This window comes from Psychromonas arctica DSM 14288 (genome assembly GCF_000482725.1).
Taxonomy (GTDB): domain Bacteria; phylum Pseudomonadota; class Gammaproteobacteria; order Enterobacterales; family Psychromonadaceae; genus Psychromonas; species Psychromonas arctica.
Window position 1 is genome coordinate 91703 of sequence record NZ_KI519481.1, and the last position, 18625, is coordinate 110327.

At 36.7% G+C, this 18625-nt stretch carries 15 protein-coding genes; 11 read left to right on the forward strand and 4 right to left on the reverse strand.

Annotated features, from left to right (window positions below; all coding sequences use genetic code 11):
- Positions 1 to 85: 85 nt before the first annotated feature.
- Complete coding sequence (locus H592_RS0117305) at positions 86 to 664, reverse strand: hypothetical protein (protein ID WP_037072078.1); 579 nt, start codon at positions 662 to 664, stop codon at positions 86 to 88.
- A 212-nt stretch (positions 665 to 876) separates the two neighbouring features.
- Positions 877 to 2424, reverse strand: a complete 1548-nt coding sequence (locus H592_RS0117310; protein WP_028869876.1) for an alanine/glycine:cation symporter family protein — start codon at positions 2422 to 2424, stop codon at positions 877 to 879.
- A gap of 886 nt (positions 2425 to 3310) precedes the next feature.
- Here H592_RS0117310 and H592_RS0117315 point away from each other — a divergent pair.
- The 7 genes from H592_RS0117315 (at position 3311) to H592_RS0117345 (ending at position 12514) form a co-directional block, all read left to right on the forward strand.
- Positions 3311 to 4693 (forward strand): uracil-xanthine permease family protein, encoded by a 1383-nt coding sequence (locus H592_RS0117315; RefSeq protein ID WP_028869877.1) that lies wholly within the window; start codon positions 3311 to 3313, stop codon positions 4691 to 4693.
- A 586-nt stretch (positions 4694 to 5279) separates the two neighbouring features.
- Positions 5280 to 6386 (forward strand): spermidine/putrescine ABC transporter ATP-binding protein PotA, encoded by a 1107-nt coding sequence (potA, locus tag H592_RS0117320; RefSeq protein ID WP_156916152.1) that lies wholly within the window; start codon positions 5280 to 5282, stop codon positions 6384 to 6386.
- The gene (gene potB / locus H592_RS0117325; RefSeq protein WP_028869879.1) at positions 6370 to 7242 is read left to right on the forward strand and encodes a spermidine/putrescine ABC transporter permease PotB; all 873 of its coding nucleotides are present in this window, start codon (positions 6370 to 6372) and stop codon (positions 7240 to 7242) included. Before potA ends, potB begins: the two co-directional genes overlap by 17 nt.
- Positions 7226 to 7999 carry a spermidine/putrescine ABC transporter permease PotC gene (gene potC, locus H592_RS0117330; protein WP_028869880.1) on the forward strand — a complete coding sequence of 258 codons (774 nt, stop codon included), beginning with the start codon at positions 7226 to 7228 and terminating at the stop codon, positions 7997 to 7999. The genes potB and potC overlap by 17 nt, the downstream gene beginning before the upstream one ends.
- Positions 7999 to 9030: an ABC transporter substrate-binding protein gene (locus H592_RS0117335; protein WP_028869881.1), complete on the forward strand. Its 1032-nt coding sequence runs from the start codon at positions 7999 to 8001 to the stop codon at positions 9028 to 9030. The genes potC and H592_RS0117335 overlap by 1 nt, the downstream gene beginning before the upstream one ends.
- A gap of 497 nt (positions 9031 to 9527) precedes the next feature.
- Positions 9528 to 10925, forward strand: a complete 1398-nt coding sequence (locus tag H592_RS0117340) for an MBL fold metallo-hydrolase RNA specificity domain-containing protein (RefSeq protein WP_028869882.1) — start codon at positions 9528 to 9530, stop codon at positions 10923 to 10925.
- Positions 10926 to 11305: 380 nt separating this feature from the next.
- Complete coding sequence (locus tag H592_RS0117345; RefSeq protein WP_028869883.1) at positions 11306 to 12514, forward strand: acetate kinase; 1209 nt, start codon at positions 11306 to 11308, stop codon at positions 12512 to 12514.
- A gap of 235 nt (positions 12515 to 12749) precedes the next feature.
- Here the strand turns inward: H592_RS0117345 and H592_RS0117350 are convergent, their stop codons facing one another.
- Positions 12750 to 14018, reverse strand: coding sequence for a hypothetical protein (locus tag H592_RS0117350; protein WP_028869884.1), 1269 nt, complete (start codon positions 14016 to 14018; stop codon positions 12750 to 12752).
- A gap of 436 nt (positions 14019 to 14454) precedes the next feature.
- Here H592_RS0117350 and H592_RS0117355 point away from each other — a divergent pair, with 436 nt between their 5' ends.
- From H592_RS0117355 to H592_RS0117365, 3 genes are all read left to right on the forward strand, one after another.
- Positions 14455 to 15174: a ZIP family metal transporter gene (locus H592_RS0117355; RefSeq protein ID WP_028869885.1), complete on the forward strand. Its 720-nt coding sequence runs from the start codon at positions 14455 to 14457 to the stop codon at positions 15172 to 15174.
- Positions 15175 to 15340: 166 nt separating this feature from the next.
- A complete protein-coding gene (yccX, locus tag H592_RS0117360; protein ID WP_028869886.1) occupies positions 15341 to 15613 on the forward strand; it encodes an acylphosphatase in 273 nt (90 codons plus the stop codon).
- Positions 15614 to 16246: 633 nt separating this feature from the next.
- Positions 16247 to 16837 carry a P-loop nucleotide/nucleoside kinase family protein gene (locus tag H592_RS0117365; RefSeq protein WP_028869887.1) on the forward strand — a complete coding sequence of 197 codons (591 nt, stop codon included), beginning with the start codon at positions 16247 to 16249 and terminating at the stop codon, positions 16835 to 16837.
- A 120-nt stretch (positions 16838 to 16957) separates the two neighbouring features.
- Here H592_RS0117365 and H592_RS0117370 read toward each other — a convergent pair whose 3' ends face one another.
- Positions 16958 to 17872: a DMT family transporter gene (locus tag H592_RS0117370; protein ID WP_028869888.1), complete on the reverse strand. Its 915-nt coding sequence runs from the start codon at positions 17870 to 17872 to the stop codon at positions 16958 to 16960.
- Between the two features lie 221 nt (positions 17873 to 18093).
- On the opposite strand from H592_RS0117370, the gene H592_RS0117375 reads away from it, so the two are divergent.
- The gene (locus H592_RS0117375) at positions 18094 to 18585 is read left to right on the forward strand and encodes a MarR family winged helix-turn-helix transcriptional regulator (protein WP_028869889.1); all 492 of its coding nucleotides are present in this window, start codon (positions 18094 to 18096) and stop codon (positions 18583 to 18585) included.
- Positions 18586 to 18625 lie beyond the last annotated feature (40 nt).

Sequence of the window (18625 nt, forward strand, 5' to 3'; positions counted from 1 at the left end):
TACACTCGATTTGTTGTATCATAGTCTAATAAAATAATGCCTCATAATATTACATTAGTGTTTCATTAGTACAGGCCTGGTATATTTATAAAACAATTTCTCTACGACAGTCATTTACTTCCACACCTAAAAAAGATCCTAATAACTCAGCATCTTGTAGCAATTGTTGTTGATCATTGTGATTCAAAATATTAATTCTTCGTCCATGTTCAGTTAATAAATTCAGCTCATAACAGGCGTAGTTTAATGCATGTTTACGTTGAATAACTTTATTGTTTATTTGCAAAGAGATAATATTTTTGAGTTTAACGTCCCGGTCTTTATGGTTATTAAACACTCCTGTTTTTCGATCAAAACTAACTCGGCTTAGAAATGGTTGAATTAATGAGATGCCGAAAGTGCATATTGCAATACCAAATCCCCCCAGAAATATGGCAAAGTCATATTTACTTAAAACCAATAACTGGTAAGTTGCAAGGCTCATTAAAAATATCCCCACAACAATATAAATGACACAAAATAACATAGCAGTGATAGTCGGGCGTAAAAATGCAATATCACCCATTACGACTGCTTTATGTGATAAAAACTTAGGGCCATCACGAAGTAATGTGCGGGTTAAATCAATGGTTACAGTTTCTGTTTCGTTATCATTTTCGTTCATATACCTTCCTTGTATATCATGTGCCATCGTCATCATTGAAAGAAATAAAGTGCACTTGGTAATATTTGTTATGTACAAAATACATACAAGACAAGTAATAAGTATCCTATACAAAAAAACTCACCGAAGTGAGTTTTTTATTCAATATGCTTAACAAAAACGGCTAATTAACTGTTTTATGCTAACGATTCTACAAAGATAAGTCAGTGCAGTTATTTTGTATCGTAAGTTTTTATCTCGCCAGATTTAATACGAGCAATAAATGAATGTAATTCTTTTTTCACGATTGGCATTAAGAAGTATAAACCAATGATATTGAAGATAGACATTGCAAATAAAGCCGCATCAGAGAAGTCAATAACAGCACCAAACTGAATGGTCGCACCAAGAACTACAAATAAACAGAAAAGAACCTTGAAAATAAACTCTGTTGATTTACCTTCTCCAAATAGGTAAGTCCATGCTTTTAAGCCGTAATATGACCAAGAAATCATTGTTGAGAAAGCGAACATAATAACAGCTAACGCTAATAGGTATTTGAAAACACCTGCCGTCTCTGTAAATGATGCTGCTGTTAATGTTACGCCTGTTAAACCGTTGCCGTCAAAAGGTGCAACGTTTAATCCTGCAATGATGATAACTAATGCCGTCATTGTACAAATAACAACGGTATCAATGAATGGTTCTAATAAAGAAACAAGACCTTCAGTGACTGGCTCTTTAGTTTTAACTGCGGAGTGAGCAATCGCTGCCGAACCGACCCCTGCTTCATTAGAGAAGGTCGCACGTTTTAGACCTTGAATCAATGCTCCAATGAAACCACCAACAACACCTGCGCCAGTGAAAGCACCTTCAACGATAGAGGCAAAAGCAGGACCTACTTGATCAATATTTGAAACAATAACAATCAGTGCCATGCCTACATATAAAGCCGCCATCCATGGAACAATTCGCTCTGTTACCGATGCAATTGAAGGCATACCACCTACAATAACTGAAAATACTAATGAAGCCAGTACAATACCAGTAATGACACCATATTCACTTGGTACATCAAAGGCATACGTTAACATTGCATGTGCTTGATTCGCTTGGAACATGTTACCTGCTCCTAACGTTGCCAAAATACACATTAATGCAAAACCAATCGCTAATATTTTACCTAAACCACCGAGGCCTTTTTCACTTAGCCCTTGGCTTAAGTAATACATTGGGCCACCAGATACCACGCCCGATGGTAAAATAGTTCTGTATTTCACACCTAAAGTACATTCACAAAATTTAGACGCCATGCCCAGAAGACCACATAAGATCATCCAGAAAGTTGCGCCTGGGCCACCAATTGCAAGTGCCACACCTACGCCGGCAATATTACCAAGACCAACAGTACCTGAAAGTGCTGTCGTTAATGCTTGGAAGTGAGAAACTTCACCTTCTTCTTTAGAATTAGGATCTGTATATTTGCCTTTTATAATATTTATCGCTAGTCCAACGCGTTTAAATTGTACAAAGCCAAAATAAATAGTGAAGATTAAGGCTGCGACTAATAACCAACCAACGATTAACGGAAAGCTTGCTTCACCAATAGGAACACTTTTAAAGATTAAACTTACAAACCAACCTGTGTAATCACTAAAAAAGCCATCAACAGACTTACTTAGAGAATCAACTGCTTGTCCAAACTCACTCATTTCTTCAGCCAAAGCGGTAGTGCTAAAGGCTAATAGAAAGAGGGGCATAAATTTTCTTGTTTTTATCATGTTTATTTCCTTATACATGTTTATTTCCTTATATAAAATTGCAGTGATATTAGTTGTTTAAAGTCAAAGCGTATTCAGCATAAATAGTGTAAATGATTTAAGCCAGTGTTATTGACTATTTTCATTAATTTTTAAGGATTAAAAATTATATTCAACCAATATAGATGTTAAATTTAGGTTAAAAGTCTGTTTTTATTATTGTGTGAAGCAGAACGCCCTGAATTTAAACTATTGTGAAGTTGAACTGGATTCCTCCTATTTTACCATCAATGCCAATGGTCGTTTAAGGTTGTTTCGCTAACCCTATTAAATATGCCGTGATCATGCAGCTAGTTGTTTTTACGTTGGTTATTAATGTAAAACATGTTTAATTAAAAGTATAAGCCTGATCTCGAACTCATCTACCACTGTTTCTCAGCTAACAACCTGCTACTATTTTAACCTTTATGATACAGCTATTAGTTGTTAACGGTTTAACAACTTAATAACATTTTTTATTGTATTACATTGATATCTATTGATTATTTCCAGAGTATTTTCACTATTGTTTGCTATTTATTAAAAGCGAATTAAAATAGCGCCGGATTTAAACCACTTTCATTTCTCCTAGTGTTGGTCTGGTTCTGAGTAACAGCAATCACAGAATTATCCAGCCTTCACAAATAGATGCCCATTCAGCGCATCTTGTCGGGATCAAGAAATACTCACTACCGTTTAAATATTTTATTTGTTAGATAAATTAACCTCAAATGATGCATTCAAAAATTATATCAATCGATATTGGTGTTTTTTTTTGCTATTACTATTGCTATTTTAAGTGCAATAGATGAGGTGATTGACTATACAAAAATAGTTAAAAGGTAAATATACCAAGGATATAGACACCATGCTTGAACAGCATAGTAAGACTAAAACACAACGAAATTCTGATCTTATATATCGTTTAGATGATCGACCGCCACTGCCTGAAACGCTTTTTGCAGCGACTCAACACTTGTTAGCTATGTTTGTTGCAGTGATCACACCCTCTTTAATTATATGCCAAGCATTAGGTTTACCTGCCAGTGATACTAATACTATTGTTAGCATGTCATTGTTTGCTTCCGGCATTGCTTCTTTTATTCAAATACGTACCTTTGGTCCGATAGGCTCTGGTTTATTGTCAATTCAAGGTACTAGTTTTAATTTTTTAGGTCCGATCATTGGTGCTGGTTTAGCCCTTAAAGCAGGCGGTGCGGATATTAGTACTATGATGGCCGCTATCTTCGGTACCATTCTATTTGCCTCATTAACCGAAGTATTTATCTCTCGTGTGCTACAACATACACAACGTATTATTACACCGCTTGTGTCAGGTATTGTTGTTACGTTAATTGGTCTGACATTGATCCAAATTGGTTTAACCTCAATGGGAGGTGGTTATGCAGCGATTGAAGATGGTAGTTTCGGTAGCCTTGATAATTTAATGCTGGCGGGGACCGTATTAGGTTTTATTGTGTTGTTGAATCGCGTAAAACATCCTTATTTACGAGTTTCATCGATCGTTATTGCAATGATAGCTGGTACGGTATTAGCTTGGTTTATGGGAATGTTAAATGCAGCGGACACACCTGATACAGCTTTAATTGCCGTTCCGTCGGTTATGCAATATGGCTTAGATTTTGATTGGGGGTTATTAATTCCATTGGTGATTGTATTTGCGGTGACGTCATTAGAAGCGATCGGCGATATTACAGCTACTTCTGAAACATCTGAACAACCGGTTGCTGGGCCACTTTATTTAAAACGTCTTAAAGGTGGTGTGTTAGCAGATGGTGTAAACTCAGCTATTGCTTCCTTATTAAATAGTTTCCCTAATTCTACCTTTAGCCAAAATAACGGAATTATTCAGTTAACGGGAGTTGCTAGTCGCTACATCGGTTATTTTGTGGCGGGTATGTTGGTATTACTGGGGTTATTTCCTGGTGTTGCAAACTTAGTACAATTAATTCCTGAACCAGTATTAGGCGGCGCGACGGTGGTGATGTTTGGTACCATTGCAGCTTCGGGGATTCGTATTATTTCTCGTTGTGAGCTGGATCGACGTGCTATTTTGATCATGGCACTATCATTCTCAATGGGATTAGGGATTGGCCAAAACCCTGAAATTCTTCAGTTCATGCCGGACTGGGTGAAAAGTGTTTTATCTTCTGGTATGGCTGCAGGTGGTATTACAGCTATTTTCTTAAACTTAGTCTTACCTGAAGAACCAAAGCAAAAAAATGATTAGAACAATTTTTTAACTTGCTTTCGATAACCGTATTGCTAAGCCATCCACAGCAATACGGTTTCATTTTTTGTCATCTATTCCATAGTACGCATACTCCACACTATACCTCTTTTCGCTATATCTATTTTAAACGATAGCTATTCCAATTAAGAGATTTCCACTTGATAATCATTCATTCAACTCCACAGCCATTTAACCCTTCAAGGGCAAACATTAAATGATAATTTATGAACTGCTGTTATGCGTCTATTAGTTGTCGCCTTATTCACTTAGCAAATGGTTGAACACGATTAATGTCAGGCTTTAAGTGATAAAGTGATTTTATTTGCCGATTTTATCTATAAATTTGTTTGATTTTTGAACATTTTATTGTAAATAGTAGAGTGAAAATAATTTGTTATTTGCTTTGATTTTTTATTGAGTTTGAATGATATGTAGGTACAATCGCGCCGATTGTGATCTACGTTAAAGATTGCAATATAAACAAAATAAAGACTTGTTTTTTAATAATAGTTCTTAAACGCTTAAGCTAAAAATTTAAGATGATGTTAACTGCCATTATGGCTAAATATTTGGAATATTGAATGTGACTGGGTGCCAACCTCTTTTACAACTCTCTGGGGTCAGTAAAACGTATGCCGATAATACGGTTTTAGATGCGTTAGACCTTACAATTTACGACGGTGAGTTTCTTACCTTATTAGGTCCATCAGGCTGTGGTAAAACGACAGTGTTACGCATTATTGCTGGTTTTGAAAAAGAAGACCAAGGGCAAGTGATGCTTGATGAAAAAGATATCTCTATTCTTAAGGCTGAACATCGCCCTGTGAATACCGTGTTCCAAAGTTATGCTTTATTTCCTCATATGACAGTGTATGACAATATCGCGTTTGGTTTGATCATGCATAAAGTACCTAAAGCTGACATTAATGAGCGTGTACTTGAAGCATTACGTATGGTGCGTTTAGAAAGTTTCGCTCAGCGTAAACCACATCAATTATCCGGTGGACAACAACAACGTGTCGCGATTGCGCGCGCTGTGGTTAATCGTCCACGTTTATTATTATTAGATGAGTCGTTGAGTGCACTTGATTACAAATTACGTCAAGAAATGCAAATTGAGTTAAAGCGCTTACAACGTCAACTTAATATCACTTTTGTTTATGTCACGCACGACCAAGAAGAAGCATTGTCGATGTCAGATCGCATCGTTGTATTGAACAAAGGTAAGGTTCAGCAAATCGGCACACCGCGTGAAATTTACGAAACGCCAGTGAACCTTTTTGTTGCTCGATTTATTGGTGAAATTAACCAATTTGACGGGCATGTTGTGCGTCGCATTGATGATAAACATGTTGAAGTGGTTGCTGAAGGCGCTGATTGGGTTGTTAAAACAGATTATCCTTTTGCAGCAAACGACAAAGTACATGTATTACTGCGGCCTGAAGATGTGCGTTTAACTAAACCTGAATTAGCCGCTAATACCGTTCATATAGAAGGGCATATACACGAGTGTAATTATAAAGGTAAAACGTTAGATTCTTACATTCGTTTATCTACTGGAACTAAAGTGATTGCGAGTGAGTTTTTTGATGAAGACGACCCTGATTTTGACTACCGTTTAGGGCAAAAAGTCGCATTACAATGGATAACTGGTTGGGAAGTGGTATTGCCATATGAACAAACAATTTAATCAGTTTCGTTTTTGGGCTATTGGCTTAGCAACAAGCTGGCTAGCACTGTTCGTTTTAGTACCAAGTTTGATGGTATTGGTGACTAGCTTTTTAACCCGTGATGCTGATTTTTTAATACAGTATAAATTTAGTTTAGAAGGCTGGAAGAGTATTTTCGATCCAACCTTTATATCGCTGTTGTGGGATTCACTTTCGATGTCAATGATCACGGCGGTGATCTGTCTGGCGATTGCTTACCCGTTTGTGATGTGTTTAATGGGATTACCGCAACGCTGGCGTGGCATTGTATTGTTTTTGTTAATTGTACCATTTTGGACTAATTCATTGGTGCGTATTTATGCCATCCAATTTTTGTTAGGTAAAAAGGGCTTAATCAATGAAACACTGCAGTTTGTTGGTTTAATTGATAAACCTTTGGACATGTTATATAGCCAATTTGCGGTTATTTTTGGACTCAGTTATATATTGTTACCTTTTATGATTTTGCCTATCTATTCCTCTATGGAACGATTGGACTTTAAATTATTAGATGCTGCTAAAGACCTCGGCGCTAGTGCAAGCCAACGTTTAATGCGTATTACTTTACCATTAACACTGCCAGGTATTATTGCTGGGTGTTTAATGGTGGTATTACCGGCGATGGGCATGTTTTTTGTGGCGGATTTATTGGGCGGTTCAAAGCATGCGTTATTGGGCAATGTCATCAAAAACCAGTTTATCCAAACTCGTGATTGGCCATTTGGCGCTGCGTTGAGTATTTTAATGATTTTATTATTATCCTTTATGCTTTGGCTTTACTACCGAGCGACAAAAATGTCGAATCGCGAAGGGGGCATCAATGATTCGAATTTTTAGACTAGGGTTTATTGGATTAGTACTTTGCTATGTTTACACTCCTATTTTTATTTTAGTGGTTAACTCTTTCAACGAGTCTCGCTACGGTAATAAATGGAGTGGTTTTACCTACAAATGGTACGAGAAGTTATTTGAAAATGATTCGTTAATGGAAGCGGGTTGGCACACCTTACAAGTGGGCTTAACAAGTGCAACAGCTGCAACAGTGATTGGCACTTTAGCAGCCGTCGCATTACAACGTTACCGTTTTTATGGTAAAGGAGCAGTCTCTTCGTTGGTGTTTGTAAGTATGTTAACACCGGACATTGTAATGGCGATTGCTTTACTTATTTTATTTGTTACTTTGGGTATTGAGCTCGGCTATATTTCGCTTTTAATTGCACACATTACTTTCTGTTTGCCTTTTGTAATAATTAGTGTTTTTTCACGTTTGAAAGGCATGGATATGTCGGTCACCGAAGCTGCACGAGATTTGGGTGCTAACGAATGGCAAGTATTTAGTAAAATTATCCTACCAATGATATTACCTGCGGTAGCATCGGGTTGGTTATTAAGTTTCACGTTATCCATAGATGATGTGATTGTGAGTTCCTTTGTAACGGGGCCAGGCTATGAAATATTACCACTTAAAATATATTCCATGGTCCGTGTTGGTGTGTCGCCAGAGGTTAATGCTATCTCTACTTTACTCTTTGTTGGGTCAGTAGTCTTAATTGTAATATCGCAGCTATTGCTACGTAAAAAAGGAAATTTATAATGAAAAAATGGTTAACAGTGACCGCCGCAATGATGCTTAGTTTTTCAGCAATTGCAGAAGAAAAAGTCGTATTGTATAACTGGGCTGATTACATTCCAGATAAAGTACTTAAATCATTTACTAAAGAAACAGGCATTAAAGTGGAAGTTGCTACTTTTGATAGCAATGAAACTATGTTCGCAAAATTACAATTAGTGAATGGTAAAGGTTATGATCTTGCAGTACCCACGACCTTTTTTATCGAACGTTTAAAGCGCGCTGATCTTATACAGCCGATTGATAAATCTAAATTAAAAAATCTGGCTAACTTAGACCCAAATTTATTGGATCAAGCTTACGACCCAGGTAATAAGTACAGTATTCCGTATCTATGGGGCAGTACCGCTATTGCGGTCAATACCGATGAGATGGATTCATCATCAATTACATCGTGGAAGGACCTTTGGAAACCAGAGTTTAAAGACCAAATTCTGTTATTAGATGATGTTCGTGATATATTTTTAATGGCATTAAAAGTGAAAGGCTTTGAGAACAATACCACTAATGAAGATGAAATTCGTCAAGCTTATGAAGCGTTGGTTGAGTTATTACCGAACGTAAAATTATTCTTGTCTGATTCGCCAAAGGGACCGCTTATTCAAGGTAATGTACCGATGGGAGTGATGTGGAATGGTGAAGCTTACATGGCTCAACTTGAATTAGGTACGGTTGATTACATTTATCCAAAAGAAGGTGTTACTTTGTGGGTAGATAGTCTTGTTATCTCTAAAGGCGCAGAAAACGTAGATAATGCACATAAGCTGATCGACTATATATTACGCCCTGAAATTGGCAAAATAATTCTTGAAGGTGTAGGTAATTCAACGCCTAACTTAGGTACTATCTCTTTGTTAAGTGATGAAATGCGTAATAACCCAATGGTTGTACCGCCTGCTGATGTAATTAAAAATGGTTCGTACCATAGTGACTTAGGCGAAGCGAATGCCATCTATGAGAAATACTGGCAAATGCTAAAACAAACTAAATCATAAACGTTATACATCTTATAAATACTTTAAACCGCTCAGTGAGCGGTTTTTTTATACCTTAATATTGTGATACCAACTCTGCTAACTAACTGATCAATCTTAGTGGTTAAAAGTAACTATTTTCATGTTAAAATTTTTATAAAAGAGAACAATCACTTACGGCAACTTTTGCCTTAAACTAACTTCTGTTTCCAGCGTAATATTTGATCCGTAAATTAACGGAATTAACGGTATTATTACCCCATTAAAGGATCTAACCGACTTATTGCATTGCTGTCTTTAGTCTTTTCCCTCCGTATTTAACCTTCCTCTCATCTTTTTTAATTAAGTGACTGAATAGCAAAATTGCTAACAGGCTATCAAATTTATACCTTCTTATGCGCTATGGTCATTACTAGATATTAGATAAAACTGCAGTTATTAAAGGTAGTTAACTGGCTAGACGTTAAGCTATTCAGTTTCAAAAAAATCTGTAATTAAGTGCGTAAAGGAGGTGTTTTATGGCTTTTATTCAATCATTCGGTGCAGCAGAAACAGTCACTGGTTCATGTCATCTGTTGCAGCTTGAAAATGGCCCAAATATATTAATTGATTGCGGTTATTTTCAAGGAGAAGGTGAAGAGAAGACCTATGAGCCTTTCGATTTTGATCCTAAAAGCGTCAATATTGTTTTAGTTACTCATGCTCATTTAGATCATGTAGGCCGCATCCCTAAATTAGTTAAAGAAGGCTTTGATGGCAAGATTGTAGCTTCTCGTGCGACCATGGATTTAGCAGAAGTGGTGTTAATGGATAGCGCTAAAATTGCCGAAGAAGATTACAAAGTCGCTTATAAAAAAGCAAAACGGTCGGGTAATGAAAAAAAAATTCGCTCCCCTATCTATACTATTGATGATGCTAGAGCAGTATTTGATTTAACCATTCAATATGCACAACATGATAAAAGCATTCAACTGACTGCGAATGTGAAAGTGACGTTTCGCCAAGCTGGGCACATTCTCGGTTCAAGCACAGTGCAAATTGATTTCGAAGAGGCAGGGAAAACGAAGTCGGTGGTTTTTTCTGGCGACTTAGGCGGCCGTAAAGATCTAATCATGCCAGCACCTACGGTTATTAAACAAACCAATGCGTTATTTATTGAGTCAACTTATGGTGACCGTAATCATTGTGGTTTAAAAGAGACGGTAGATGAGTTTAAGGAGATTGTGATCAATACCTTAAAAAATAAAGGCAATATTTTGATCCCATCATTTGCTATCGAACGCTCGCAAGAAATTTTATTATTATTAAAACAAATGTATTACGACAAAGAGTTACCACAATGCCAAGTATTTTTGGATTCTCCAATGGCCATGCGCGCCACGCAAATTTATACTGCTCATCATCATGATTTGAATGAGTCAGCCAAACAGTTACTTGAACGTGATGGCAGTATATTTGATTTCCCCTATTTACAATATGCGTTAAAAAGCAATGAATCGATACTCATTAATAAAATAGAAAGTGGTTGTATCATTATCGCTGGCAGTGGCATGTGCACGGGAGGGCGAATATTACATCATTTAAAACATCGTTTATGGGATGAGACAAATAGTGTCATATTTGTTGGGTATCAAGTGCAGGGTACATTGGGAAGAAAGTTGATCGATGGTGCTGATTCGGTTCAGCTTTACCATGAAAATATTAAAGTAAATGCACAAATACATAAAGTGAATGGATTCTCTGCACATGCGGACCAACATGACCTTTTAGCATGGATCAGTGAGTTTGAAAAAATCGATCATGTATTTTTAATACATGGTGAACCAGATAAACAAAGCATTTTTAAACAAGCGATAGAAGAACAACTGCAAATACCAACACATATTGTGCGCTATGCAGAGAAGATTAATATTTGATCTTCAACGTTAGCTTTATTCGTGGAGTTGTTTTATATCAATTATTTAGTACTATTTTTACAAGTTTGGTGCAGTTCATCGCTGTACCACTTCTTATTTTTTTATATTAATTTAAGCTAGTCTTATGTAAACCCTTCTTACGCCTCATTTTTATTGGATGATGTCTATAAAGCATTCTTTAAAAGAAGAAATATGCTTTTGAAACTATTTTTTGTGATCTATGTCCTTCACGTGTATGCTTCGCACCTCTAATTTGGTGATAGTAAAAACAAGGGCTCTGTCTGTTGTTATTATTTTATAATGCCAAAAAAACAACTTTTAAAGAGTTGAAATAACTTTTCGCTCTAACCCTTTATTTTTGCGATAAATAGGATATAAAAATGGACAGCAAGCTAATCCTTGTACTTAACTGTGGTAGTTCTTCTTTGAAATTTGCCATTATTGATGCCGTTACTGGTGATGAAAAACTTTCTGGTCTTTCTGAGTGTTTGCACTTGGATAATGCAAGTATTAAATGGAATCTAGAAGGCGTAAAAGGTAAAGCTGAATTAGGTGCTGGTGCAGCCCATGATGAAGCATTAACTTATATCGTTAATGAAATCCTTTCGCTAAATCCTGTATTAAAAGAAAATTTATATGCTATTGGTCATCGTATCGTACACGGTGGTGAGCAGTTTACTGAATCTGCAGTGATCACTGATTCTGTTATGCAAGGCATTGAAGATTGTGTGTCATTAGCGCCTTTACATAATCCAGCTCATCTGATCGGTATTCGTGCCGCTCAAAGTGCACTAGCTTTGTTACAAAATGTTGCTGTATTTGATACTGCTTTCCATCAAACAATGCCTGAAGAAGCTTATTTATACGCACTTCCGTACAAACTTTACCGTGATAATGGCGTTCGTCGTTACGGTATGCACGGTACTAGTCATTACTACATTACACTACAAGTTGCTGAAGTATTAAATAAACCCGTTAGTGAGTTAAATATCATCAACTGTCACTTAGGAAACGGTGGTTCTGTTTGTGCGATTAAAAATGGTATTTCTGTTGATACGTCAATGGGCATGACACCGTTAGAAGGGTTAGTGATGGGAACGCGTTGTGGTGATTTAGACCCTGCCATTATTTTCCATTTACATGATGAACTAGGTTATAGCATGGAAGAGATCCACACCATGCTAACGAAAGAGTCTGGCTTATTAGGATTAACAGAAAATACATCTGATTGTCGATTTGTTGAAGATAACTACCAACAAGATAAAGCGGCAACGCGTGCTATGGACCTTTACTGTTACCGCTTAGCTAAATACATTGCAAGTTACACCGCTGCTTTAGATGGACGTTTAGATGCTGTTGTATTTACAGGCGGGATCGGTGAAAATTCAGCACCAATTCGTCAATTAACCTTAGCTCGTTTAGGTTTATTAGGCTTTAAAGTGAATGAACAAGAAAACCTAGCAAATCGTTTTGGTAAATCATCTAATAAAGGCATTTTCAGTGAACCAGGTAGTACGGTCGCGATGGTTGTTCAAACTAATGAAGAGTGGGTTATTGCTAGAGATACTTTACGTTTATTGACGGCTTAGTACATTAATTAGTTAAGAGTTTTACGATTTAAATAGCATTTTTTAATACCCACCAGTTAATTGCTGGTGGGTATTTTTTTGTCTTTTTTCTGTGGAGTGTTGTGATGCTATTAACGATGCTATTCAATGTATGTTTTACATTTTAAAAGCTAATTATATTTTACTGATGAAATAGGTGACTTTAAAGGATTTCACTGCTGAATTGAATTCACGCGTGTTTAAAGCCACCAAATAATTAGAATTGGTAAGTTAAGAAAAGACGAGCATCCCAAGCTTGAGTGTCATCTGAACCTATTTTATCATCTAACCAAGCATAACCAAGTTTCACAGATGTACTGAAGTTTTTGGCGAGTTGACGACCGTAAATCACATTTAATTCTAAGGCATCGTAATCATCTGTATTAGCACTGTTATCAACATCGGTATAAGCAGCCATTGCCCATAACCAATCTTTTTTAGTAAGTGTACTGAATCCTTCAACAAAATAACCCGTTGTGCCCGCAAGGAAACCATATGGATTTGCCATTAGTGGGAAGGTTGGGGTTAAGTTAGATTGGAAAAGATCTTGGAAAGTATGTTCATTATCACCACCTGCGGAGCCCGGAATTAACCAGATACCAGGACGAACATAGGCGCCATCTTTACCTTCAAAAATAACAGAAGTTTCAATGAAATCTGCTGAAAGGTCTCCATTATTACCGTATGAACCGTTACCTTGACCCACAGAGTCTTGATGCGCCCAAACGTTACGCCATTTGATGCCATCAACCACTTCCCATTTAACATCTGCTAATACAGTATTAAAAATATCTTCAGAGAGGTAATCTGACACGTTGATATTTAGTTTGTTAATACCAGAGTAGGTATAATCTACAAAGAAAGTCCCCGCTGTGGAATAGTCTTTGCCTGCAACATCACTGACATCAGTAAACTCGTAGTTAAATGCAGCTGAGTCTTCAAAAGTAAACGTTGACCATGAGCTGTATTTATAAATCCAACCGGCTACTAGTTTTGTATCTTTGATATCTTCGCTTTCAAATACAATCCCTTCCATTGACTGTGATTTTTGACGTGGTGCAATATCTGGCATTAATAAAGTATCAATAGCAAAACGACCCAATTTCAGATTTGACTTATTTAAATCATATGCACTCATATTCCAATTAATATAGGCTTTGTTGAGTGTATTGAAATCATCATTGATTGGTACATTTGGGTTATGTTCCCATAATGTAAAAGAACTAACCCATTGCGCACCGACTGTAAAACCAGTGTATTCAGGCGATAAATAATTTAATGTGAAAGCAAGGGTTGAAGTGTCGCCTCTTTCATCACCAGTAGCATATTTGTTTTTATCACGGGACATTGTTAAAGATTGAATTTGGCCAGAGAAATTGCCAAGACCAGCATTATTGATGCCGTCCATAAAACTGTTGCTTGTTTCTTGTGCAGTTACAGAGATTGTTGTAGCCAGAAGTGTTACTGAGAGTAATGCTTTTTTCATTTAAAGATCCATATTATGCGAGAATGATAACAATCTCAATTGTATCAGCTCTGCAGTGTAATGATAGAAATGCTCCAGCATTTGAACTTAATTGAATATTATTTGTCGCCTATAATTCTGCATTAGGCGTTGAATGTTAATGTAAAGTGTAGAATCAACGAATAAAGACATAATTAACCTATTGTTATATCTGTCGCAATGATAAGTGGATTGAAAACCAGCTTAAGGTAAATTAAGGTGGTTATATCAATTACGCCAATTAAGCTAAGTGTTTTAATTGTTAAAATGACCTATTGCTTCGTCGTAAGTTTTGTAAAAGGGAGCAACTATCTACTCAACTTACGGTGTAAACTAAGCCATTCTGTCTATGCAAAGCAAAACTTAGCTCTCTTATTTAATATGCTTGCTACTACTTAACCTTTATCGAGGATAAACGATGGATTTGTTGCTGGTTGTTATCATTTCCACATTACTCGCTGGCTTGGCGATGGCGCTTGGTGCTGTTATTGCTTGTGTTGAAAACATAAAAAACCAATGGATTGAAGAAGAGTTTAGACATAGCGTGATGGCCTTTGGGGGCGGGGCACTATTATCTGCTGTAGCGTTAGTGTTAGTTCCGGAAGGCATCGCTAATTTTAGCCCTATATCGGCCTGTATCTGGTTTGTTATGGGGGGGCTGAGCTTTATGGGGTTGGATATCTACCTTAAGAAAATTAATACGCCAGCCAGTCAGCTTGCGGCCATGCTATCGGATTTTATTCCCGAGTCGATTGCGCTTGGTGCTGCCTTTGCAATAGGCAACAGTAATGCCTATTTATTAGCCGCATTGATTGCTTTACAGAACTTACCAGAAGGTTTTAGCGCCTATCGAGAGTTAAATTCAAGCGCCACTTATAAACCTAAAAAAATCATTCTGATGTTTTGTTTAATGGCGATGCTCGGACCCGTTGCAGGGGTGTCAGGGTTCCTCTGGTTATCTGAGTATCCAAAGGCGGTTTCTGCCATTATGTTATTTGCTTCCGGTGGTATTTTGTACTCTATATTTCAAGATCTTGCACCACAAGTTAAATTAGAAAAACATTGGGCTCCACCGATTGGCGCAGTGTTAGGTTTTGTATTGGGTATATTCGGGTTAATGGTGACTTCTGGCAATTGATAACGGTAGATAATATTGTGTATTTTAAGCGTTATTGACTTGCAATGTGATGATACACAAACGCGGATTGGAAGTTATTAAAACAAATGTGTGTTCTGGCTAAGTTTATATTATCGAAGATGTTTATGCTTATATAAGAACAATAAGCGTTAAAGGGAGAATTAAAATGGATAAAGTTGGATGTAAAGTGATTGTTTCTGGGATTGTACAGGGAGTAGGTTTTCGTTATTTTACCAGCATGGAAGCCCGTCTTTATAATTTGATGGGACATGCAAAAAATTTACCCAATGGTGATGTTGAAGTGCTGATGTATGGGGCGCCCGAAAAAATAGATAAAATGGTGGAATGGCTTAAAACCGGTCCTAAAACAGCGCGAGTTAGTGGTATTGTTGTGAACGATGTACCTTATCAAAAAACAACTAATTTTCTTGCTTGTTAGAAAGCAGCGTTAAGTTTTTTTGATAGCGAATGTTTGGCTACTTTATAATTATCTCTCCTTATGTAGCCTCAGCTGCGAAGAATAGCTGCAAAAATCACTTTATATCATTAATTTAATTTTTATGTTTTTCGGTGAAGGTGGTTTTGCGTACTTCAATGCAAAAAAATTACAGAGAATATGTACTGACAAGATAATTTAAAGTATATAGAAATTTACAAAAGTATCTTCATAGCCCCCAAAATAGTCGTTAAACTGTTTTGTACTTTCTTGAGATTTGAACCAGTTCCCTGAACTTACCCATCATTTAGTTATTTTGCCGACAAATTGAATCATTTACTCAAATTGATGTTGCCATTAACAACAATGATGATCGTCTTAGCTGTTTAAAGGCGATTAACCATTTTAACTCCGTTCATCACTTTAATATCGACCTACTTTAGCAAATTTATTTTTTAATTTTTTAACAAGTGCTTTCCACAAAACTGACTTTTAGCGTATTTTAAAAGGGTTTGTGGTAGTTGATTATTGAACGTAAATCGTTTGATTATCCGTATTTTTTACAAAAAAAGAATCACTATTTACAACGAGTTGGGTATATATTAGGTTATCTTAATATTCAACTGAGGAAGCACAATGAAAAGATTGATCCTTGTTACATCGCCACCAGCCAGTGGAAAAACATATATATCTAAGCAGCTAGCTAAAGAGCTAAAGCATGTTGTGTATTTAGATAAAGATACGCTTATTGTGCTTTCACATCAGATTTTTAAAGTCGCTAACGCGGAAGTGAATCGAAGTTCAGAATTTTTTGAAGAACATATTCGTAACTATGAGTATGACGCAGTTTTAGCTCTGGCGATGGAAGCATTGGAATATGATGATATTGTCTTAATTAATGCTCCTTTTACTCGTGAAATCAGAGACACTGCTTTTGTTGATAATTTAAAAACGCAGCTTGCTAAAAAAGATGCAAGATTGACCGTGGTATGGGTGATCACAGATATTGATGTGGTGAAAAACCGTATGATTGAAAGAAATTCACCAAGAGATACTTGGAAGCTAGAAAACTGGGATGAATACATAAAAGGTGTTGATTTTTCGATTCCAGAATGTATTGATAATCCTGATGTTATAGATGACTTATTATTGTTTCGTAATTCAAATGACCAAGAATACCGTCAATCTTTACAGCAGATTTTATCTGTTTTAGAAGCCAAAAAATAAGCGCGTTTGATTAAATCTTATGCATCACTGTCAACATAGCTATTACAATAGTTATCATAATAGCTATCACCATAAGTTAGTGCATAAGATTTAGCGAGTAAACTAGATCGTTTACTGTGTTTATTTTGCCGTTGATAAAGAGGGCTCTTCGACTCTTTTAAGTGTTTTTCTATGTTTATATTTGGCAAATAAAGGGGACAGTAGAGACGTTAAAATGATCGCTGCCATCAGAGAATATTGGTGCAGGCTAAAAGATTCTCCCATTAACAATAATCCCATTAATATACCCGCAATCGGATTAGTAACACCTGCAAAAGTAAATTCAACCACTGTCATACGGCTTAATAACCAAACATATAAAGAATAAGCTAATGCGGTATTAAGTATCACTAACCATAATAAGCCGATCGTATTTAAGACGCTGACGTTTCCAATTGCATTACTATATTGTGCGGGATAAACGGTTGCTTGTAGCGCTGCTAATATAGCCAGTAAACTACCACCTAAAATAAGTTGCCAAGTTAATACTGTCCACCAATGAATGCGGTTGCTAAGTGATTGTGTCAAGTTACTTCCTATCACGATACACCCGATGGCGGAGAGCATTGCGACTAAGCCGACACCGTTGAGTTGTACTTTTTGTGGATCAAACAATTGCCAAGCTAATACGATTAATAATGCACCTGATATGAGCTGTAATTTAGCGGGCTTTTTCTTGTTAACAAGCCAGTGGAAGCACATTGCAAAAACGGGTACATAAACCATTCCCATTGCGGAGATAGCCGACGGTAAGGTTTGTGCCATGATAAATAGCAGGCCAAAAAATAATGCAATATTAATCGCACCTAAACGCAACAATACCACCCAATCTTTGCCTTTAGGTAAACTAGGTTTAATAAGTAATAAAAGTAACCCTGCTGGTAAAGCGCGAATGGCCCCTAATAATAAAGGGGGCCAACCATCAAGGCTATATTGAGTGACTGCGTAGGTTGTACCCCAAAAAAAGGCAGCGACCATGGCTAATATTATATTCATGTTTGTATCTCTTTTCTTCAAGCTAATGAAATTCATCGGCTCAATCATTATTTTTTCGTAAAGTATCTTTACGTAAAGGGAAGCGGATTTTGCACTTGTTTTTACTTCTTGTAAAGTATCTTTGCATTAAGGTATATTCCAATGGCAAACTAACCTTTAAAGTGGTGTTAAAACCAGTCATCAATATAAATGCAGCTGCATTCGCAATAAAAGAGGCTTTCTTGGATAAATTAGATCTTGTGGTTGAGCAATGGCAAAAAGAAAAACCACAATTAGATACCACTGCAATGGCATTAGTTGGACGCTTGTTACGGATTAGTAAACATCTTGAAACGCGCATCACACAATGCCATAAAAGTTTTGCTTTAACTTTGGGCGAGTTTGATGTGTTAGCTGCCTTAAGACGTTCGGCGAATAACGCTTGTTTAACACCATCAGAATTAACCAGTGCTTTATTATTAACTTCTGGCGCGATGACCAATCGCCTAGATAAACTCGCAGACAAAGGATTGATCGACCGTTGCCATAGTGAAGAAGATAGACGCAGTGTCACCGTCGCATTAACTGTACAAGGTCGAGCGTTAATTGATCAAGCGATTGAAGTACATGTAACCGTGTTAGATGAACTAACGACATCATTAACTACTGAAGATAAACAGTTACTTAACGGTGGCTTAGCCACATGGCTAGCGCAGTTCGAAGCAGAGCTCTAGTTTAATATAAAATAACTTATTGGAGTTTTAATAACGTTTG